General features: G+C 38.6%; 19 protein-coding genes. 11 read left to right on the forward strand and 8 right to left on the reverse strand.

Annotated elements, in window-relative coordinates; translation table 11 throughout:
* The first annotated feature begins 3 nt into the window (after positions 1-3).
* The 3 genes from EHQ47_RS15070 to hisC are packed head-to-tail and all read left to right on the forward strand — an operon-like array spanning position 4 to position 3,991.
* A complete protein-coding gene (locus EHQ47_RS15070; RefSeq protein ID WP_135750040.1) occupies positions 4-1,365 on the forward strand; it encodes a hypothetical protein in 1,362 nt (453 codons plus the stop codon).
* A 24-nt stretch (positions 1,366-1,389) separates the two neighbouring features.
* The gene (locus tag EHQ47_RS15075) at positions 1,390-2,892 is read left to right on the forward strand and encodes a 2-isopropylmalate synthase (RefSeq protein ID WP_135748961.1); all 1,503 of its coding nucleotides are present in this window, start codon (positions 1,390-1,392) and stop codon (positions 2,890-2,892) included.
* 4 nt (positions 2,893-2,896) lie between these two features.
* Positions 2,897-3,991 (forward strand): histidinol-phosphate transaminase, encoded by a 1,095-nt coding sequence (gene hisC, locus EHQ47_RS15080; RefSeq protein ID WP_135748960.1) that lies wholly within the window; start codon positions 2,897-2,899, stop codon positions 3,989-3,991.
* Positions 3,992-4,072: 81 nt separating this feature from the next.
* Here hisC and EHQ47_RS15085 read toward each other — a convergent pair whose 3' ends face one another.
* Positions 4,073-4,471, reverse strand: coding sequence for an Hsp20/alpha crystallin family protein (locus tag EHQ47_RS15085; RefSeq protein WP_135777506.1), 399 nt, complete (start codon positions 4,469-4,471; stop codon positions 4,073-4,075).
* Between the two features lie 11 nt (positions 4,472-4,482).
* Positions 4,483-4,926 (reverse strand): Hsp20/alpha crystallin family protein, encoded by a 444-nt coding sequence (locus EHQ47_RS15090; protein ID WP_135693905.1) that lies wholly within the window; start codon positions 4,924-4,926, stop codon positions 4,483-4,485.
* 155 nt (positions 4,927-5,081) lie between these two features.
* Here EHQ47_RS15090 and EHQ47_RS15095 point away from each other — a divergent pair, with 155 nt between their 5' ends.
* From EHQ47_RS15095 to EHQ47_RS15105, 3 genes are all read left to right on the forward strand, one after another.
* On the forward strand, positions 5,082-5,540 hold the full coding sequence (locus EHQ47_RS15095; protein WP_135777507.1) for a RidA family protein: 459 nt from the start codon (positions 5,082-5,084) through the stop codon (positions 5,538-5,540).
* Positions 5,537-6,085: a hypothetical protein gene (locus tag EHQ47_RS15100; RefSeq protein ID WP_135777508.1), complete on the forward strand. Its 549-nt coding sequence runs from the start codon at positions 5,537-5,539 to the stop codon at positions 6,083-6,085. Before EHQ47_RS15095 ends, EHQ47_RS15100 begins: the two co-directional genes overlap by 4 nt.
* Positions 6,086-6,818: 733 nt before the next feature.
* A complete protein-coding gene (locus EHQ47_RS15105; protein ID WP_135777509.1) occupies positions 6,819-7,994 on the forward strand; it encodes a hypothetical protein in 1,176 nt (391 codons plus the stop codon).
* A gap of 24 nt (positions 7,995-8,018) precedes the next feature.
* Here EHQ47_RS15105 and clpA read toward each other — a convergent pair whose 3' ends face one another.
* The 5 genes from clpA to EHQ47_RS15130 are packed head-to-tail and all read right to left on the reverse strand — an operon-like array spanning position 8,019 to position 15,595.
* Entirely contained in the window at positions 8,019-10,286 is a 2,268-nt protein-coding gene (clpA, locus tag EHQ47_RS15110; protein ID WP_135748955.1) for an ATP-dependent Clp protease ATP-binding subunit ClpA, read from the reverse strand.
* Entirely contained in the window at positions 10,283-10,624 is a 342-nt protein-coding gene (gene clpS, locus EHQ47_RS15115; protein WP_004788539.1) for an ATP-dependent Clp protease adapter ClpS, read from the reverse strand. Before clpS ends, clpA begins: the two co-directional genes overlap by 4 nt.
* Positions 10,625-11,791: a GNAT family N-acetyltransferase gene (locus tag EHQ47_RS15120; RefSeq protein ID WP_135777510.1), complete on the reverse strand. Its 1,167-nt coding sequence runs from the start codon at positions 11,789-11,791 to the stop codon at positions 10,625-10,627. It abuts the gene before it with no gap.
* Positions 11,792-11,806: 15 nt separating this feature from the next.
* Entirely contained in the window at positions 11,807-14,956 is a 3,150-nt protein-coding gene (locus EHQ47_RS15125; protein ID WP_135777511.1) for a SpoIIE family protein phosphatase, read from the reverse strand.
* Positions 14,957-14,983: 27 nt separating this feature from the next.
* A complete protein-coding gene (locus EHQ47_RS15130; protein ID WP_244290377.1) occupies positions 14,984-15,595 on the reverse strand; it encodes a DedA family protein in 612 nt (203 codons plus the stop codon).
* 121 nt (positions 15,596-15,716) lie between these two features.
* On the opposite strand from EHQ47_RS15130, the gene EHQ47_RS15135 reads away from it, so the two are divergent.
* Genes EHQ47_RS15135 through EHQ47_RS15155 form a run of 5 tightly spaced genes read left to right on the forward strand, consistent with a single transcriptional unit; the run spans position 15,717 to position 20,227 of the window.
* Positions 15,717-16,148, forward strand: a complete 432-nt coding sequence (locus EHQ47_RS15135; protein ID WP_135777512.1) for a hypothetical protein — start codon at positions 15,717-15,719, stop codon at positions 16,146-16,148.
* A gap of 2 nt (positions 16,149-16,150) precedes the next feature.
* Positions 16,151-17,260 carry an AI-2E family transporter gene (locus EHQ47_RS15140; protein WP_004788646.1) on the forward strand — a complete coding sequence of 370 codons (1,110 nt, stop codon included), beginning with the start codon at positions 16,151-16,153 and terminating at the stop codon, positions 17,258-17,260.
* Positions 17,261-18,538, forward strand: coding sequence for an exodeoxyribonuclease VII large subunit (xseA, locus tag EHQ47_RS15145; RefSeq protein ID WP_135746758.1), 1,278 nt, complete (start codon positions 17,261-17,263; stop codon positions 18,536-18,538). It abuts the gene before it with no gap.
* Between the two features lie 9 nt (positions 18,539-18,547).
* Positions 18,548-18,823, forward strand: coding sequence for an exodeoxyribonuclease VII small subunit (locus EHQ47_RS15150; protein WP_135693577.1), 276 nt, complete (start codon positions 18,548-18,550; stop codon positions 18,821-18,823).
* Positions 18,824-18,826: 3 nt separating this feature from the next.
* Positions 18,827-20,227 carry a high affinity choline transporter 1 gene (locus EHQ47_RS15155; protein ID WP_135777513.1) on the forward strand — a complete coding sequence of 467 codons (1,401 nt, stop codon included), beginning with the start codon at positions 18,827-18,829 and terminating at the stop codon, positions 20,225-20,227.
* On the opposite strand, the gene EHQ47_RS15160 is transcribed toward EHQ47_RS15155, so the two are convergent.
* Positions 20,196-21,245, reverse strand: a complete 1,050-nt coding sequence (locus EHQ47_RS15160) for a D-alanine--D-alanine ligase (RefSeq protein WP_135746760.1) — start codon at positions 21,243-21,245, stop codon at positions 20,196-20,198. The genes EHQ47_RS15155 and EHQ47_RS15160 overlap by 32 nt on opposite strands.
* Positions 21,246-21,273 lie beyond the last annotated feature (28 nt).

A 21,273-nucleotide genomic window follows, 5' to 3' on the forward strand; every position in this document is an offset into this window, starting at 1 on the left:
CCTATGTCGACCCAATCCCCATCTAATTTTTCCTTTTTTTTGTTTTTTTTGATTTCATCCTTCATTAACTTTTTGTTATGCGAAACCATATATTTTGAATCCATTCATTCGGCTGATCATTTATACCTTCCCTTACTTCTGAAGGATCTAGTTTCTGGGAAGGGGATCGGGCATTGGTATCTCCCACCTTCTCCTTATTTTTTCCCTGACCTTTTGATGGATTTGGCTCTTTTTCCCTTTGTCCCTTTTTTATACCTTCCAAGTATTTATGGAACCATCCAAATGTTTTTTGTCCTCCTAGGGATTGCCATTTTTATTTCATTCTATACAACAAAATTGAAATCATTAGAATTTTTGTACTGCTTTGAATTTCTATTGGTGATATTTTCACTCATCGGATATGGATTAGGTGACAAACCCCTTCCTTTTAGTTATTTTTTTTCTGGGGCTCATCATAGTTCGGGATTTTTTTTCTCTCTATTTCTCACAATCTATCTATATTCACTGTTAAACGATAAAGAAAAAAAGATATTAAGGTCCTCGCAGGTTTTGCCACTTCCTTTGGTTTTCATTTTTTTCTTCGGTTTTTCGCTCCTCTATCTGTCCGATCGGTTTTCCTTTGCTGTCGGAGTGATTAGTTTTTTTGTGGTTAGGATTTGGAATTTGGAAATTCCTTTTGCGGATCGAATTTCATATTTTAAAGAAAAACGATTTTGGATTTTGGTAATTTTTTTCCTTTTTTGGAATGAACTCATTTTCTTTGGATGCAAAGAAAGTTTATCCATTCCCAGTAGTTTCCAAACTTTATTCACTTACCTAAACAAACTGAATCCAAAAGAAGTGATTACACTTTCGGGAACTTATCTTTTTGATTTTTCAAAACATATATTTTACCAAGGCAGGTCCCTTCTCGTTTTGACTGGATTTGTCTTTTTGAGTTTTACCAGATTCCCAAAATTAAACCAACACTTACTCCTTGTGTTTTTTCCGATCCTTCTTATACTTTTACTCACTATAGGAAGGTTTACCTATCTCCACCCTTATCCCATTCGGTATTTGTTCCCTCTTCTCTTCTTTTCTCTTCTAGGAGTCACCTGGGTATTCTTTCCCATTTTGCAAAAGATGAATCCGAAGGCCCCCGTTTTGGTTCTTTTGGTACTTTCGGGGATCCTTTTTCTATTTCCATTTCCCCGAGAGAATACCAAGGCCTACTTCTCCCAAATCACCGAAACAAAAGTCCCTTACGAGTTAGAAAAACCCATCCGGTTTTGGAGTGAAGGGAGAAAAACTCCCATTCCCATAGGCAAGGACGGGAAACCCTACCATTGGATCACGGGTGCATTCCATACGCACTTGACAGAGTGAAGCGAACGTATGATCTGGAAGTAGATGGAAGATTACGTACGCATATTTGATACCACACTTAGGGATGGGGAACAGTGCCCAGGGGCTGCGATGAGCGAAGATGAAAAGGTGGAAATTGCCCAACACCTTGCCCGGATGAAGGTGGATATCATCGAGGCAGGATTTCCAGTTTCTTCTCCCGTACAATTCAAAGCAGTGGAGCGAATCGCACGTGAAATTGAAGGTCCTATCATTTGTGGACTGGCTCGTGCCCTTCGACCTGATTTAGAAGCAGCTCGTGATGCCCTAAAACCTGCCAAACAAAAACGCATTCATACCTTTATTGCTTCATCTCCCATCCACATGAAACATAAACTTGGGAAGTCTCCCTCGGAAGTATTAGAGATGGCAAGAGTGGCTGTGAAAATGGCTAGAGACTTTGTCACCGATGTGGAATTTTCCCCAGAAGATGCAACTCGCTCCGAATGGGACTTCTTACGCGAGTTAGTGGAGGCAGTCATCGAAGAAGGTGCCACTACCATCAATATCCCAGACACTGTTGGTTATACAACCCCGCAAGAATACATGGATCTCTTTCGTTTCTTAAAAAAGGAAGTAAAAGGAGCCGACAAAGTGATTTTTTCGGCCCATTGCCATAACGACCTAGGACTTGCAGTTGCGAACTCTCTGGCAACCGTTCTTGCTGGTGGTCGTCAGATTGAATGTACCATCAACGGAATCGGAGAAAGAGCCGGAAACACAGCTATGGAAGAAGTGGTGATGGCTCTCAAAACAAGAAAAGATGCTTTTGGTGTGGAAACAAAAATTGATTCTACTCTCATCACTCGCGGCTCTCATTTGGTAAAAACCATCACAGGGATGGTGGTCCAACCTAACAAATCCATTGTGGGAGCCAATGCCTTTGCGCATGAATCTGGAATCCACCAAGATGGTGTGATTAAAAATAGACAAACCTATGAAATTATGACTCCAGAATCTGTGGGACTCAAATCCAATCGTATGGTGCTTGGACGCCATTCCGGAAGAGCAGGATTCAAAGACCGAGTCATTCGTATGGGTTTTGATCCCAAACCGGAAGAAATCGACAATGCATACAATCGTTTCCTAGAGATTGCTGATAAAAAAAAGGAAGTCTTTGATGAAGACATCGCGGCCCTTTTCCAAGCAGAGATCAGTAGATCCCAAGTGGATGAAAAATATCGCCTCCTTTCTTTTGAACAAAATACTGGTTCCAACCAAACTCCGAGTTCCAAAATTTCTTTGTTCATCAAAGGAGAGACCAAGGTCTCGGAAGCACACGGAGACGGTCCAGTCGATAGCATTTTCAAAGCAATTAATATGGCCACTGGTCTTTCCCCACTCCTCTCAAGACTTGTGATCTCACCTGTAACAGAAGGAACAGATGCCATGGCTGAAGCATCAGTCACGTTAGAAGACGGAGAACGTAGGGTGGTTGGAAAAGGGGATTCTACCGATATCATTGAAGCTTGTGCCAAAGCTTATATCAATGCTTTGAACCGGTTGTGATTCTATGAAAACAGAGACAAAACTTTTTTCAATCGAGTCCCTGGTTCGTAAGGAACTACTCACTTACAAACCTTATACACCAGGCGAACAACCAGGCCTGAGTACCACAACGATCAAACTCAATACGAACGAAAACCCTTACCCACCTTCTCCCAAAATCAAAGAAGCCGTAGACAAAGTTTTGGTGACGGGTGTTTTACGAAAGTATCCCAACTACCACGGAAGAAAACTTCAGGAACTCATAGCGAAAGACTACCATTTAGACCCAGATCAAATTTTAGTCACCAATGGATCTGATGAAGCCTTACGTTTGTTATTCCAAGCCCTCATTGGCCCAGGAGATGTGGTCGTTGCCCCAGACCCAACCTATTCCTTTTATCCGGTTCTTACCGAACAGATGATGGTGGGAGCTACTTACAAAGCCATTCCCCTTAAATCCGACTTACATTTTGATTTTGAATCCTTGGAAAAGGAACAAGGAAAACTACTTTGTTTTGCTCATCCCAATGCACCTACCGGTGTGGAAGAACCAAAAGAAAAACTCCTTAACTTGGTTAAAAATTTTCAAGGCATTGTTTTATCCGATGAAGCCTATATAGATTTCACAGAGCCGAACTCTAGTTTGATGCCTGAAATAGGAAACCATCCAAATCTAGTAGTTTCTCGTACCTTTTCTAAATCTTATGCTCTTGCTGGACTCCGTGTGGGTTATCTAGTAGGATCTCTTGAAGTGATCTCCTGGATCCGCAAACTCAAAGATTCTTATAATGTAGGAATTTTGGAGCAAGTGGTAGCCGAAACCTCCTATGCAGACAAAGAATACTTTTTGGAAAAACGTTCTCTCGTGATTTCAGAAAGGAAAAAACTAAAAAATGAATTGGAATCTCTTGGATTTACCATCCCCGATTCTTCTACCAATTTTTTGTTTTGCAAACCGAAATCGGGTGTTTCACCAGAGAGTTTGTATTTGCAATTGAAAGATAAAAACATCCTGATCCGATATTTTTCTACAGGGATTTCCAAAGACTATATTCGTATCACCATTGGAACTCTGGAAGAAAATGGGAAACTACTAGATACCATTCGTACGCTCATTTAAATAAAAAAACCGGCGCACCTTTTGTAGATGAGCCGGTCCGAAATTAAATTCTCTTTCGATTTACCAAACACCAAAGAGATTTTATTTTTGGATTTCGATTTTGGTTTTTTTAGGTTCCATTTTAGGAATGGTTAACTCTAAAATTCCATTTTTCATTTTGCCAGTGGCCTTATCTGAATGAATTGCTTTGCCAATGGTAAACTTGCGGTAGTAGTTTCCTTCCTTGTATTCCGCAAGTCGCACTTGGCCACGAGATTCTTCCACTGGAACAAATTTACCTTCCAAAATCAATTGGTCTTTTTCAATGGAAATGTCCACCGAGGATTGGTCCACTCCAGGCATTTCTATAAAGAACAGAATGGCTTCTTCTGTTTCCAACACATCAACGTTAGGTGAATAAACACGAGTAGTTAACTTTTGGTCTTTCCCTTCGACGGTCTCTGAAACGTTTCCATGATTTTCTTTTGTCAGTGTATTCATAACTTATCTCCTTACCCAAGTGTGATGGATACTTTTTTAGGTTTATCTTCTTCTCTACGAGGAAGATGGATGTTTAAAATTCCATTTGTGAATTTTGCAAGGACATGTTCCGAATCGACTCGAAACGGTAATTCTAAAGTCCTATGGAATTCTCCATTAAAAATCTCTCGGCGTAGGACTTCGGTTCCTTCGGCTAGTTCTTCTGATTTTTTCTTTCCGTGGATCGAAAGAAGATTGTCTTTTACGTTGATTTCGATTTGGTCTGGTTCGAGTCCAGGAAGTAAACAAGTCACTAGGGCCTCATCTTCCTTTGTATAAACGTTCACTGGAGGGAAATTGGACGAAGATCCAAATTGACTGTCTAAAATAGAACGAGTCAACTCATCGTTCAGTCTGTCAAAATCTCTCCAGAACTGATTTGCTTTGGTTTGTGGGTCTAGAATTCGGAACAACATGCTCATTCTCCTCTTTAGCACTCATTAATCACGACTGCTATTTTTATTAGCAATCTATACATTTGACTGCCAACTATCAAGAATGTTTTCTATTTTAGCCGTTTTTGGAAAAAAAATTTTGTCTCGTGCGCTAGGCCCAGTGATCCTGGAATCCAATGCCTATCCAAGACCACCTGAAAGAACTCGGTTTAGAAATTCCCCCTGTTCCAGCGGCCCTCGCTGCCTATATCCCTTCCAAAAGGTCGGGAAACCTGATTTTTACCTCCGGACAACTTCCGCTCGTGGGAGGAAAACTACGAAAAACGGGAAAGGTTGGAAAAGACCTAAGCATCGAGGAAGCCAAAGAAGAAGCCAAACAATGTGTTTTGAATGCTTTAGCGGCAACTCTACTTCATATAGATTCTTTAGACAAAATCAAATCCATAGTAAAACTTGGAGTTTTTGTTGCGGGAACACCTGAATTCACCGAACAACACTTAGTCGCCAATGGTGCCTCAGAACTTCTTGCAACCATTTTTGGTGAAAAGGGTAAACATGCTAGGTTTGCGATTGGAGTAAGTTCTCTTCCGCTTGATGCTGCTGTAGAATTGGAAATGGTTGCTGAAGTAGAATGACAAGTTCCCTTCTTTCTAAATTCTTTCTGATTGTTCAATTTTTAAAAGAATCTGTTTTCTTTGTTCCAGACCTAATTTTTGCTTGGTGGCACCTAACAAAAAAAATATTTTTAACACTTTACAGCTATTGGAATCATAAAATATTCTTTGATAAAATATTTTTTATCTTTTTATTCCTGCAACTTCTCTTTTCTGTTCTACCCTGGTTCTCATACCAAATTCGGTTTTTTGAAATTACGGAATCCATTTCCCTTGGTCCTAAGTTAAACTCAGTGTTTATTCTTCTCGCACTTCTCAATTTTTTCTTTTTGGGATTTTGGAAATCCTCTTGGACAAGGATTTGGTTTTTCGCAGGCCAAATGATATCGATTGTATTTGTGATTTGGGGATACTTGGACCCGAAACGTTATTTTTATGATTTTGTTAAACCAGAAGAAGTGGGACTGGGACTTCCCTTCTATTTATTCCTGGGATCATTACTCGGAGCCTTTGTCTTTGGATACCTTACCTTTAAAAGAGAGGACGAGGTTCTCGGTAGGATTTAAAACAGCTTAAAAAATGTTTATACTTTTTGATCTTATCACAATTTTTGTTAGCGCTAAACTAATTAATGATACGTTCTTAAGTTCCAGGAGATTCACAGAAGTTTTTTTTCTATTCTCTCTTATCTATATTTTACTAACGCAAGAGATTTTGTCTTTTTTCAATGCTTTAGATCAAACATTACTTCAATACTCGATTTCAATCATATTTTTTTCCTGTATGTTACCATTTAGAAAGAAAATGCGATTTTACTTTCCTAAATTTCCAAAAAGCTTTTTTCCGAGACTGGCAATCGCCATTTTTATTCTATTTTTGCTTCTTAATTTCTCTATAGTCTTAATCCTACCACCACATAACCATGATTCCGTTGCCTATCAGATTCCTCGCATCTTCAGATATTTATCGCAGGGAAACTTTGAGATATTTAGGACAAACTACTGGGCGCAAGTCACCCATCCCCATGGAGTTACAAGTTTGTATATTTGGCTCTGGAAAGGAACGGGGTATCTCCCGCTCCTACAAATTTTTAGCCTTTATTCATTTCTGGCTCTATCTATCTCTAGTTTTCATATTATGGAGTTAATTTCTCCTAATATTAATCTAAAATATTTTTCTTTAATTGCGAATCTCTTTATCGTTGAGACATTATTAATCTCAACGACGACACAGACCGATATCATTCAGACTGCAATAATTTTTAGCTCAATCAGTTTATGCCTTTTTGTGAAAAGACCAATGATTCATTGGAATGATTTAAGAATTGCTATCATTTTAGGAATTATGGTATTACTCCTTACGGCTATAAAAGAAACCTTTGCTCTTTATTCCTTATCCCTAATCCCATTTTTTTGGAAACATCTTTGGCCGAAAGGATTGCAGTTGGATTCCATAGGAATCAGCCTAAGAAATACATTGATTATTACCTCAATTGCTACATTTGGATTTTTTTTTGGCTATAAAGATAATCTTATACGCTACGGGTCTCCTTTCGGACCAACAAAAGTTCTTAAAGAACATACGGTCGTAAAAGATTCCATCTGGACCTCCGGTTTCGATAATTTAATCAGATTTACTTCAGACATCCTTACACTTGACGGTCTTCCCCCGCAAGTTTTCAAAGAAACAAATCGTGATATAAAGAGAATCACTTCTAGTATTTTTGAATCTATCTCAAATCATTACGTTTTACAAAGGAATTTGAGGGCTGAATTTAACAAAGAAAGAGAACAAAGAATTCATGAAGATTTTTCTTATGGTGGAATTTGGGGAATAATAATATTTCTATCATCATTTCTTTTACTTATCAAAAGGCCTTCCCGGTTTCCTAAAACTGCAACATTATTTCTTTATTCCGCCATTCTTTATTTTATTACCAACGCCTTTATCGGTCCTTATGACCCGTGGAGAGGAAGATATTTTGCAGGAATGTTTTCGCTCCTAATGATACCGGTTTCATTTTTTTTGTTTCGAACGGATAAAAGAGCAATTCTTTTAACCATCACCACTCTAACACTAACGATTGCTAGCTTGTATGTTATAAACAAACGGGAAGGAAGGGAGTATCTAGGACAAGACTCTGCTTTTCGAAATTCCTTCAATAGTAATTCCTATGCGAACGATCCCGATTACAAATTAATTGCTGATTCGGTTTATGAAAAAATTGAAGCGAAAGAAAAACAGATATCTATTGGTATTTGTATTCCAGAAGATACACCTTCCCTTTTTCTTTATAAATACGATGGCTTTCTAGAAAATAAAGTGATTACAATTTTTGATTTTGAAGAGGGACTTTCACCACATCTATTAAAATCAGTTGATTACATTTTCTTCCACGAAAAATACTTAGAGAAAAAACCTTCGGATTTTGTACTAAAAAGAGGATTCTATTTAAGAAAAACTAGCACAAAATAAATCCTCTCTTTTACAGACCATCTCCTATGTATCCAAAAGAATAATTTCAAGAACGGCTTTCCCATCTTTTTCAATCACATCTACGAGATAACGAGTTCCCTTATCTTTTTGGAAAAGGATTTTTTTAGAGAGAGGTTTTCCAATCTCTGCATTTAAAATCCTTTGGATAGGCCTTGCCCCCATTGTTTTGTCATAACCTGTTTCTGCCAAATGCCGCACGGCTTTCTCTGACAATTCCAAATGGATTCCCTTTTCATTTGCTTTGGCCTGCAAAGTGCGAAACATTCGTTTGACCACGAGCTCCACTACCGGAATAGAAAGAGCTCCAAATTCGACAACGGCGGTAAGTCGGTTTCGAAACTCAGGAGTGAATGTCCGCTCTATGGCTTTTAAGGAACGATCATCATAACGGTCAGAATCAAAACCTAGAAGGGGTTTGGAACTTTCCTGAGCACCCGTATTTGTGGTTAAGATCAGAATTACATTGCGAAAATCCGCTTTTTTACCAGTGCTATCGGTGAGTGTAGCATGGTCCATTACCTGCAACAAAATATTATAAATATCTTCATGTGCCTTCTCGATCTCATCGAATAACAACACGCAGTGTGGATTTTTAGCTATGGCATCTGTCAGTTGACCACCTTGGTCATAACCCACATATCCCGGAGGACTTCCAATCAAACGTGATACGGAATGTTTTTCCATATATTCACTCATATCAAAACGCAGAAACTCCACTCCCATTTTTTCTGCCAAAGTTTTTGCCACTTCTGTTTTACCAACACCAGTCGGACCAACAAAAAGGAAACTACCAATTGGTTTTCCTTCGTCACTGAGACCAGAACGAGAATAATGGATCGCATCTACTACTTGTTCGATGGCATGATCCTGTCCAAAGACAATGGATTTGATTTCAGAATCTAGATTTTCTAATTTCTTTTTATCATCTGCTTTGACAGTTTTTTCTGGAATTTTGGCAATTTTGGCCACAAGGGATTCAATTTCTAAAATCCCTACTTGTTTTTTTGCCTTTTCTTTTTTCTCATCACGTAACTTTACAAAGGCGCCAGATTCATCCATTAAATCAATGGCTTTGTCTGGTAAAAAACGATCTCTAAGATGTAAACTGGATAAATCCACACAAGCTTCGATGGCTTTGACACTGTATGTCACTCCGTGAAAAGATTCATATTTAGGTTTAAGTCCTTTTAAGATTTCGATCGCATCTTCTCGGGAAGGTTCAGTCACTTCAATCTTTTGAAACCTACGAGAGAGTGCATGGTCCTTTTCAAAAATAGATTTATATTCTTTGTATGTTGTGGTGCCAATGCATTTGAGTTCTCCATTGGCAAGGGCAGGTTTCATCAAATTGGAGGCATCCAAACTTCCACCGGAGACTGCACCGGCTCCCACAATGGTATGGATTTCATCCACAAAGATGATTCGTTCCGGTTTACCAACTACTTCTTGTAAGATGGCTTTTAGACGTTCTTCAAATTCCCCACGAAATTTGGTTCCTGCCATCACAAGTCCCATATCAAGTGAATATATTTCTAGATTGAGTAAACTTTTGGGAACAAGACCCTTTACCACTCGTTCGGCAATCCCTTCCACAATGGAAGTTTTTCCCACTCCCGCTTCCCCTACAAAAATAGGATTATTTTTACGACGACGAGATAAAATATGAATAGTTCTTTCGATTTCCACTTCCCGACCAATACAAGGATCTAATTTTCCTAACCTGGCCCTTTCTGTTAAATTGACACAAAACTTTTCCAGTGCGGATTTACGGGAGCCTGTCTCTCCTTCTTCTGGTTCAATTTCTTCTGAAAAATTAAGTTCTTCTGGTTCCGATTCTTTTTTGATTCCATGCGAGATGTATTTAATCACATCCAGACGGTTGACTTCTTGTTTGGCCAATAGATAAAAGGCTTGGCTATCTTCTTCTCGAAAAAGGGCCACAAGTACATTGTTTCCATCCACTTCTTCTTTTCCCGAATTTTGGACATGGAAGGCTGCAAACTGTATGACAAACTGCACTCCAACAGTGTATTTTGGTTGGATTTTTAAATTAGGAACGGCAATGGTAGAAAGGTCTTCTTCAAAGTATTCAGTGAGATCCTTACGGAGCAGATCCAAATCACATCCGACATGAATCAAAACATCTTTTGTTTTTTCATTGTATGTCAAACCATATAACAAATGCTCTAATGTTATAAATTCGTGATGGTATTTACTTGCTTCATTCCCCGCAAGCTCTAAGGTTTTTTCTAAATCAAGGGAAAGGTTCATTCGTCCTCCTCTTTTGCCAATTGGCATTGTAATGGATGCCCTGCGTCGTCCGCAAGTTTATGTACTTCCGCTACCTTTGTTCTTGCGATGTCCAAAGAATACACCCCACAAACGGCCGACCCAGAAGTATGAGCCTTCCACATTATTTGACGAGATTCTTCCATAGATTTCCGAAAGACATTGGCAAGTACATAGACCACAAATTCCTGCGGGGTGTAGTCATCGTTAATGAGAATCACTTTATACCGGTCAGGTTTTTTTAATTTCTTTTTCTGTTTTTCTCTTTCGAGAAGTTCCACGTTCATATCGGTATAAGATTTGCGTTTTGGATCTGACACTTAAGTTCCCTCCCGAAGCGATTTGATAGGAGACTGTGAATTATAAGCGGAAATATTTTCTCTTTCCATTACAATCTCTCGTTCCAAATAGGATTCAATGGCCGCTCTGCCCTGTTCATTATAAATATGGTGCAAACTATACATGGGAACCGCTTCGTAACCTCTTAAGAATTTATGTTCCCCTTGGGCACCCGCCTCCACTCGTTCCATTTTATGTTCAATTGCAAAATCAATCAATCGGTAATAACAGCATTCAAAGTGTAAATTGGGAACATGTTCCAAAGCTCCCCAATACCTACCAAATAAAAATCCGTCTCGAAACACATTCCAACTTCCACCTACTGGTTTCCCGGAAGGGTCGCTTGCCAAAACAAGAACCAAACGATGGCGAAATCTCCGATGCATTTCCAAAAAGAACTTTCGGTTCAAATAGGCTTGGCCCCATTTTTTTGAATGTGTATCCTGATAAAACGTAAAAAATATATGAGCATGGTCCTCGGTAATCTGGTCACCGGTAAGGGTTTGGATTACCAGACCCGATTCAGAAATTTTTCTTCGTTCTTGGCGTATGGTTTTTCTACGATCTTTGACAAGAGTGGATAAAAACTCTTCAAAATTCGCAAAACCTTTGTTAAACCAGTGGTATTGGTGAGAAAGTCTTGGAGCAAAAGAATTTTGGATGCCTAACTTCTGTTCGTTTTCTTTACAAAACAAAATATGAACAGAAGAAGTTTCTTTTTCCTTTCCAAATTGAATCAGCCTTTGCAAAAGTAAAGATCCAAGAGAATCTTTTTCCGTATCGCTTAAATCGGCAGAAAATAAAATTCGATTCCCCGTCACAGGTGTGAAAGGAACGGCCACCGTCAATTTTGGGTAATAAGGAATTCCTGCTCTGTGAAACGCATTGGCCCATTGGAAATCAAAAATATATTCGCCATACGAATCACTGCGAAGGTAAGCAGTAAGGACAGCTTTTAAAATTCCCTCTTTTCTGGCAGAAACAAGGACTGGGATCCAATCCCCATTTCCGATACACCCAGCATTTTCTAACCCGGAAAGAAATTCGTATTCTTGAAAAACGGAATCTGGTGGTACTAAAAGATTCCATTCCTCTTCCGTAAAGTCCCGAAAACTTTCGGAAATTTTTATCTCAAACGTTTCATTCAATGTAAATCTTAGACTCTAACTCACAACATCTTGTTTGTTTTGTTTTTTCCGAATGTGGTCAAGAAGCCTCTGCAAACTCGGATTTTCTGGGTCCAATTCCAAAGCAGAACTAAGGATATTTTCTGCCCGAGAAAAGTTTTTATCAGCCAAATAAGTCTGCCCTAAATTGATCAAATTTTTGACATGGTTGGGATCACGAAGGCGAACCCTTTCCCCAAAATCAATGGCAGTTTTGATATCGGCCACCTTCCTTGCACAAAATGCAGTGATGTACATAATCTCCGTATCCATTGGTTTTAACAAACTATAGTCTTTTGCCATTTTTTTGGCGTTTCCATAGTCTTTGAGTTTTAAATAGAGTTGGATGAATTTCTTTTTGATTTCAGGAATGTTCTCTTCCAAAGAATTGGCTTTTTCTAAATACGAAACTGCTTCTTGGAGATCAGAAGATTCACTCGCTTCTTTTGCTTTGTGGAGTAAGGATTGAATTTCTTTTAGTTTTTCTTTTTCAATTTTATAACGTTCTTTTTCTTCAATAAAAGAAACTCTTAAAAGTGATAAATCGTCTGTAAGGCTACCGTATTGGCGCAGTTCTTCATAAATCCGGTCCAAATCTCCTTTTCCCGATTCCACAACTCGAAGAAAAAGCCTTTCGTCTTCATTGATGACTCGTTTCCCATCTTCGGTATGTGAGATGAGTAGATCATCTCGACCGTCAGATCCAGCCAGTAGAACATCTCCTGCTTCCAACTGAAAGGTTTTGATATATAAATTTCCTTGGACTCCGGATGTTCCGAGTTTTCGAAACATCAGTTCGTTTTCGATAAAACTGGCAATTCCATCTCGGTACAAAACCATCCAAGGATGTTCTGCATTAATAAAATACAAAAGACCTGTTTCATTATCGATGAGTCCAAGAACCAATGAAACAAGCATGGAACCGTCAAAACCTTCAAAGATTTTATGAAGTTCTAAAAAGGTATTTTTGATCCAACGTTCCGGATATGTATTGCGAGCCTCACTTAAAAGTTGAGTTCTTGTAATGATTGATTCAAAAACAGAACCAAGAACAAGCGCACCTCCGGCACCCTGCATGGACTTACCCATGGCATCAGCATTTAAAAACACAGTGTAGGAACGATTGTTTAAAAAAATCTGATTGGCAATATTCAAATCCCCACCGATTTCTTTTTCATATTGGCGGAAGGTAAATTTTTTCTTTTGTTCCAGTAAAAAATCAACCTGGACATTATCATGATTCGCATTATTTGCATTAAACGGCTGCAAAAGAAGCGATGTTAAAAAATAATCTCCATCCTGTTGGTGTTTGAGAGATTGTACCTCTTTTAAAGAATTCTCCAACTCCTTAGTGCGTTCCTGCACCTTTACTTCCAATTGGTCAGCATATTGTTCCAACTTTTTTCTAGCTGCTTGGATGGAACGCACCATTCTGTTGAATGATCTTGCCATAAATCCAATGTCATCTTCCACATGAACTGTCAGTCGATGTTCTAAGTTTCCGGAGTTTACCTCTGTCAAACCTTCGATGATTTGTTCAATTGGCCTTAAGAGTGCAATTAGGAAAAACAATCTATATCCAAATATGACGAGCACCGCAAGAGACAAAACACCAATGATCCAAGGGAGTGTGACTTCTTCCTGGAATTCCCGGTAATCCAAATAAGGATAACCCACTTCATGGATAAGTCCTTTCTCTTTATCCACCACAAGATAACTTACATAAAACGAATACTCAGGATTGTTTTCGGCAAATTTAACCCGACCCCGGTAATTTCTGTCTCCATGATTCGGCATAGGGGAAAACATCTGATCAAGGACTTCGAATTTTTTTTCTTCAGAAATGTCCGTCTCTAAAACCGTACGCGCTGCCCCATAAAAACCGGAAAGTGGACCATCTTTTTTGAAAACCAATGAAATCGCCCCTTCGGAAAAATTTTTCACGGGGATTTCTCTTAATTTATTTCTAGTGTACAGGATTTTACGTTTTTCAGATTCCAATTCTTGGATGAGAAGTTCCGGGGATGTCACTTGGTCCAATGACAAAAGTCGTTTGATCTCAGCCGCATAACCTTTGCTTGACTCTGGTAACTTTGAAAACAGACGACTTGTTTTTTCTTTCCAATCAGAACTTTGTTTGTAAGAAAGAATGGTTTCCAATGCCCAGGAATTCCAATATTCTGATTCGTAACTCGCAGGTTCCACAGAAGTTTCTTCGATTCCTTTTTTACGAACAAACTCTTTCTCGTTAATATCATAAGTATAATGAAAACTGGGAACTTGGTCCGTATCGATCCCTGCAATATAATTTTTGGCTCTTGCCGTATGAACCATATCATAGTTTGATTCAGACTGTTGGATGACAGAATAAGCAACAAGTTGTAGCACAAGTAAAAATGATGCGAGAGAAATTCCGATAATTCGCGAGATAATCGTAGTTTTGTCTTTTGTATTATTGATATAAACTACATTGGCAACAAACAAACCAACTACCAAAACTAAATCCGTAATGGTTTGGTAAAGTCCGCGGCCAATGGCTCCATCCCTTGATTGTGCATTCATAATTCCTGGTAGGATGGTCACAAGGATAAATGCGATGAGAATGCTTGCTGATGCAAACCTCGACTCTCTTGGCATTTTGAATATCTGCACAATGGCAACGAGAGAAAAAGTAACAAAAAAAATCAGAACGATGATTGCATATGCTTTGTAAAAAACAGGAACAGGAAAATCCCAATAATGACCACTAAAGAAAAACAACCTACCAGCCGTTAGGCTAATATATACAAAGTAACCAGTTACAGTCACAACGACAAAGTTCATGACCCTAAAGAGGTATTTTTTTAATCGGGGGAAATAAACTTCTGGGTAACTTAGAAAAAAGCTGGTTAGGTATGTCGCTCCAGCCATAGCACCTATGATGACGAGCCATCGAAGATAAGCGGACGAAGGACCCATAAAAGAAAAATTAATGAGATACCCAAAATGAAACAGGCCAAGCCAGAGCGTACCCATTCCCAATTGATAGGTAGCTTCCGATTTTTCTTTCACCGTCAAAAAAAATTGTGCATTGTAAAAAGTAAAAATAACACCGACGAGCGAGCCGAATGTATAAAAATCAAACGCTATATTTCCCCAAGAGTTCATGGGTGAAAACCCTAACAGAAGATCAAATCATGTCAACTTTGTATTTCTTTTCTTCCTAATTTGGTATAGAAAGTACAAAAATAAACAAATGAGAACTATTCCAATGGTTTGATTGTAGTATGATAACATAACAACGATTTGGTTCCAATTAGATCCAAGCAGGGAACCCCCAGAAAGTAAGAGCCCACACCAAATCGAAATAGCCAAAGAATACAGAAGGACAAATTTAATGACGTTCATTTTGGACATACCCGCAACAATGGAGACAAAAAACCGAATCCCTGCCGAAAAACGCGACAAGAGGACAACAATCACTTCGTGTTTTCGAAACCAAATAAGAGTCTTATGTAAATTTTCTTCTTGGTAAAGTGCGGCCAAAAAAGGAAACTTAGATCGTTTTAGAAATTGTAAGATCCTTTCCCCAAAAAAATACATGGCCAGGGCTCCCAGAAGGTTTCCCAAGTAGGTTGCCCAGATGATCGATGATAAGGAAAGTGAAGAGCCGGGACTTGAAGATAAAAACCCAGAAAAGACTGTGACCGTATCCCCTGGCCAAGGGGGAAAAATATTTTCCAGAAAGTTAGAAAAACAAAAAAAGGCCCAAAGTACACCAGGGGGCAATGCAAGGATCTGATTCAAAAACGCATCAAATTCTAAGAAATCCAGCACAAAAGAAGAGGATATGTTTCCAAACCAGATGGCAACAAAGATTTAAAAAAATGAATGGAAGGAATCACTAGTTTCACATTTGCTTTCCCTAATGCTTCGATTTTTGCCTATTTTACTTCTTCTTCTCTGGGAATGTCGCCCGGTTCCTCAAACCGAAATCTATCGATTTGATCAAATCGTTGTGACAAAATACCCGATGAATGCTCCGCCAGCATTTCCTCAGTCCTTTTTTCCTGAAAAAGCGCAATTACTCCAATCCAGCGAATTCAAAACAAGTCATATCCATACAAAGGAAGCAAGTTTACTTTTGGAATCAGAAGAAAGTTTGGAGATGATTCTAAAAAGAATCGAAACAAGAGCCGCACAAGGTGATTGGAAACTCATCGAAAAAAATGAAAAAAATGGAGAAGTTTCTTATTTACTAGAAGGTTTTATTAAAAAATCCCTTTCCATCATTGTTTCGACTTCAGGAACAAATACAAATTACATTCGATTTTATTTCAGAAAACATTCTAGTTATTAAAAATGAATTGGATTAAAAATAAAAATGAAACAATCGTATACCTACTACTCGGTGCGATTTTTTTAGGAACCTGTCTTACATTATTTTTTGTTTTTAAACCCTTCCTTTGGGCGAGTTTCCTTGCCTTATTATTTTACCTCACCACAAGGAAAACTCATAAAAAACTAAAGAATCTTTTAGGTGTTAAGTTTCATGGATTGTCTCCCTATATCATGGTCATCCTGATGCTTGCGGGAGTATTCATCCCTTCCTATCTCATTCTCTCTACTTTGATAAGAGAATCATTAAACTTAGTCAGTTATATTAGAAACCAACTCACTGAAGAATCAATCGTTGCATTGTTACTCAATAGTCCGATGTTGACAGATTTTTTTACTGAAAATGAATTCTTTTGGATTAAACTACCTCTGATGTACCGCGAGTATGTGGGCCAACATATGGATATTCTAAACTTAGATTCCATTTATAGTTTATTAAAAAACTCTTCTGGTTTTTTACTTGGTTCATTTGAAGTACCTGGTGCCATCATCTTCAATGCATTTTTTACGTTTATTCTACTTTTCTTTTTATACAAAGAAGGAAGTAGGATGGAACATGGACTTTTTGTTTTGTTACCGTTCCCAACGGAAATAGAAGAGAGACTAGGTAGAAGAATAGAAGAAGCCATTCGTACGGTAATGATGGGGAACCTTTTTATTTCCTTGTTACAAGGTGCTCTAATCTATGTTTTGTTACTCTTTACTTCTGTTTCAAATAAGTTTTTACTTTCTAGTATTGCTACGATTTTTTCATTAATCCCCGTTGTCGGAACATCTGTTGTATGGTTACCGATTGGACTTTATATCGGTTTAGTCCAAGAGAATTGGACAGGCAGTATTCTTTTTATGATCGCAGGTGGAGCAAGTTATTTGATTTTAGAAAACTTAGTGAAACCAAAAATTTTAGACAAAAAACTAAAAACGCATCCATTTTTAATTTTTCTCTCTCTTATTGGCGGTTTACAAGAGTTTGGTGTTGCAGGAATTATCATTGGACCAATGGCTTTAACCCTTGTCATCATCCTATGGGATTTTTGGAAAATTTTTAGAGAAACTCGTTTTCAGACCACGTAAATGGAAACAGTAGATTCATCGCTCAGTGTCAGTGAAGTCAATCGGCTGATCAAAGCCAAACTTCAAGATTCTCCTGAATTCAAAAATATTTGGATTCGGGGAGAAATCTCAAATCATTCCCAAACCAATAGTTCGGGGCATATGTATTTCTCTCTGAAAGATACGGCTAGTGTCATCAAATGTGCCTTCTTTTCCTTCCAGGCAAAAAACTATAAAGGAACACCTCTTCGCAATGGAATGGAGATTTTGGTTTATGGTTCTGTTTCTGTGTATGAACCAGGCGGATATTATAGCATTACCGTGCAAAAAGTAGAAGAAATCGGTGAAGGGGATATCCTCTTAAAAATTGAGAAACTGAAAAAAAGCCTACATGAAAAAGGAATTTTTGATCTAACTCACAAACGCCCTCTTCCAAAATTTCCGAAACGTTTAGGCATTGTCACTTCTCCCAAAGGGGCTGCCGTTGAAGACATCATTCGGATTGCTACAGACCTCAATCCTTCCATTCAAATTTTAGTTTCACCATGTCTTGTCCAAGGTGATGGGGCAGAAAGTTCCATCATAGAAGCCATAAGAGAAATCAATGATCCGAAATGGGAAGTGGATGTCATCATTGCAGGCCGAGGCGGTGGATCCTTTGAAGATCTTATGGCCTTCAACCAAGAAGCAGTGGTCATGGCGTATTACAATTCTCGAATTCCAATTATCTCAGCTGTGGGTCATGAAATTGACAGGGTACTCACAGACTTAGCAGCGGATGCAACAACTCCTACTCCCACGGCTGCTGCAAAACTAGCCATCCCCAATGTTTCAGATACCCTTATCCGTTTGGATGAAATGGAAGAGAGACTGAAAGCAGCGCTTAATGGTGTTGTGCGTTTGGGAAAAGAAAAATGGGCAGGGATCATAGGAAGGTCAGTATTTCAAAATCCGAAAACTCTCTTAGAGGTAAGATCCACGACTCTTGATGAACTCATGACAAAAATTTCCCTCCTTGGGAAAAACTATTTGGTACGCAAACAAAGTGAATTTCAAAAGTTTGATACCTTAACACAGAACTGGAAATCTTATTTAGAACGAATTCAAAATAAATTTACCCTCGCAGAACAACGATTAATTCATTTTTCACCTCTTGGAACTTTACAAAGAGGTTACTCTGTGGTTCGAAATAAGGACAAACAAGTTATATCCTCCATTCATAAAATCAAAGAAAATGAGAGTTTAGAAGTTTTTCTTTCTGATGGAAAACTTCTTGTAGAAGTAAAAGAAAAAATATAGGAATTCAAAATGGTTGAGAAAAAAACAGTTAGCTTTGAAGAAGCACTTCGTGAATTAGAAGACATTGCCGAAAAATTAGAACGAGGAACTCTTTCTTTAGAAGAATCCATCAAAGCCTATGAAAGAGGAATGGAACTAAAAAAAGTTTGTTCAGAAAGATTAGTCGATGCAGAAGCAAAAATTGAATTTTTATCGAAGGCTCCCAGTGGTGAAATTGTAAAATCATCAGTGAAAAAAAAGAAAGATGAAAGTCCTTCGAAACCAGTGGAAGAAGATTTATTTTAAAAAATGAATTTCCAAGCTGCATTTATCATAGGTTACCTTTTCATTACGATTGCAATTGGAATTTATGCGGCAAAAAAAGTAAAAAATTCCAAAGACTTTATTTTAGCCGGTAGAAGTTTACCCCTCCCCATCTCCACTGCAGCTTTATTTGCCACTTGGTTTGGAAGTGAAACCATTCTTGGTTCCTCCGTAGAATTTGCAAAGGGGGGATTTTTAGCAGTCATCCAAGATCCGTTTGGTGGAGCCCTTTGTCTTTTTTTACTTGGACTCGTTTTTGCTAAGTATCTTTATCGAATGCAAATCCTTACCTTTGGTGACTTCTACAGAAACCGGTATGGAAAAAAGATGGAGTTTATCGCCGGGATCTGCCTTATCTTTTCCTATTTTGGTTGGGTCGCGGCACAATTTGTGGCTCTCGGAATAATGGTTCAAATTTTATTTGGAATCAACCAATTCACTGCCATAGTCATCGGAGCCTGCCTCGTTGTTTTTTATACTTATTTAGGAGGAATGTGGTCTGTTTCTTTAACAGATTTTTTCCAATCCATTTCCATCATAGTGGGCCTTGTCATCGTATTATTTGAGTTAAATGAAATAAAGCCTATATGGACATCTATCCAAGAAAAACCTGATGGATTCTTTCGTTTTTTTCCTGAATCCAATTTCCATGCTTGGACTTTGTATTTATCTGCTTGGATGGTTGTTGGTTTTGGATCTTTGCCCCAACAGGATATATTCCAAAGGGTCATGTCTGCTAAATCCGAAAAAGTGGCAATTCGTGCCTCTTATCTCTCTTCTGTTTTTTATTTACTTTTTGCTCTCATCCCCCTGTTTTTAGGACTCCATGCCAAAAGCCTGATCCCAAATTTTGATTTAAATTCCGAAACAGGACAACTTCTGATCCCGACGATGATTTCCAAGTTTTCCAGTCCTTGGATTCAAGTTTTATTTTTTTCTGCACTGATCTCTGCCATTCTTTCGACAGCATCTGGAGCCATCCTTGCTCCATCTTCTATATTATCTGAGAATATTCTAAAATACGCATTCAAGGATATGGACGATAAAAAACTCCTTTTGCTTTCGAGAACTTCGGTCCTAATCATTGCCGGAATTTCATTTTTACTGGCAGTGGGAAAACCTTCGATTTATGCTCTTGTGGAAGACTCAGGTGGGATCTCTCTTGTGACTTTATTTATCCCGATGGTATTTGGACTGATGAGCCAAAAGGCCGATGAAAGATCTGCGCTTTTTTCTTTACTCGTGGGGATTGTCACCTGGCTTATTTTGGAGGTTTACGGTGACGATATGACAAGCCATTTTTATGGAACCATAGCAAGCCTTATCGCCATCTTAATTGGGATGTATTTTTTTCCTAAGAAAGGGCAATCCTTAGAAGCCAAGTAAATACTTCTTTCATCTCGATCCCGAGTGCTTTTGCTTGTTGGGGGATGAGACTTGTTCCCGTCATTCCAGGAAGTGTATTGGTTTCTAAAACATAAGGAATTCCTTCGCTAATGATAAAATCCGTTCGTGAATACCCTTTGCAGCCCAAGATTTCATGGCATTTCAAAGTATAGTCTTGTAATTTTTTTGTGATTTCATCTCCGACTGGTGCAGGAGTGATCTCTTCACTTCCTCCCTTTGTGTATTTGGCTTCAAAGTCAAAAAATTCTGATTTGGGTCGAATCTCTGTTGGCACTAAGGGAAAAGGAATTCGTTTTTCGCCTTCAAAACGTTCCAGAACTCCAATGGAGACTTCTGTTCCAGATATCAATTTCTGGATCAGGACTCGGTCTTCCGAAACAAAAATTTTATCGATAAGAACCATTGCCTCTTCGGGAGTTTTTGCCATTCCCGTATTGACACTAGAACCACCAAGCGTTGGTTTGATGAAAACGGGAAACGGGAAAGGAAGATTTAAAACTGTTTTTCTCGCATCTGATTTTCCTTTTTCTAAATCCACAAAAGGAGCCACAGGAATTCCAACGGTTTGGAATAAAAGATTCGCCCGATATTTATCCATAGCAAGAGCAGAAGCCAAAACCCCTGATCCTGTATGAGGAATTTCTAATACATCTAAAAAACCCTGGATCCTACCATCTTCGCCAGCTCCCCCGTGTAACCCCAAAAAGGCGGCCTGAAATCCATGTTCCAATAAACCGGCACCGGAAGACGGTTTTGTCATCCCATTGACAGAAGAAAATTCGTTCAAAAACTCAGTTTCCGATTTGCCAGAGGGATCAGGATACTGAGGATCTTTTCCCTCTGGAATCCAAAATTTTCCCGATTGGTCGATATAAACCGGACAAACTTGGTATTTTTCCCGATCAATTGTATTGAAAATGAAATAAGAAGAACGAATGGAGATAATATGTTCCCCGGAGATACCCCCGAAAAGCAGTGCGATTTTTGTTTGGGTCATGAAATCACTTGATTCCTTTTATAGAAAC

Origin of the sequence: Leptospira bourretii (genome assembly GCF_004770145.1) — a bacterium.
Lineage (GTDB): Bacteria > Spirochaetota > Leptospiria > Leptospirales > Leptospiraceae > Leptospira_A > Leptospira_A bourretii.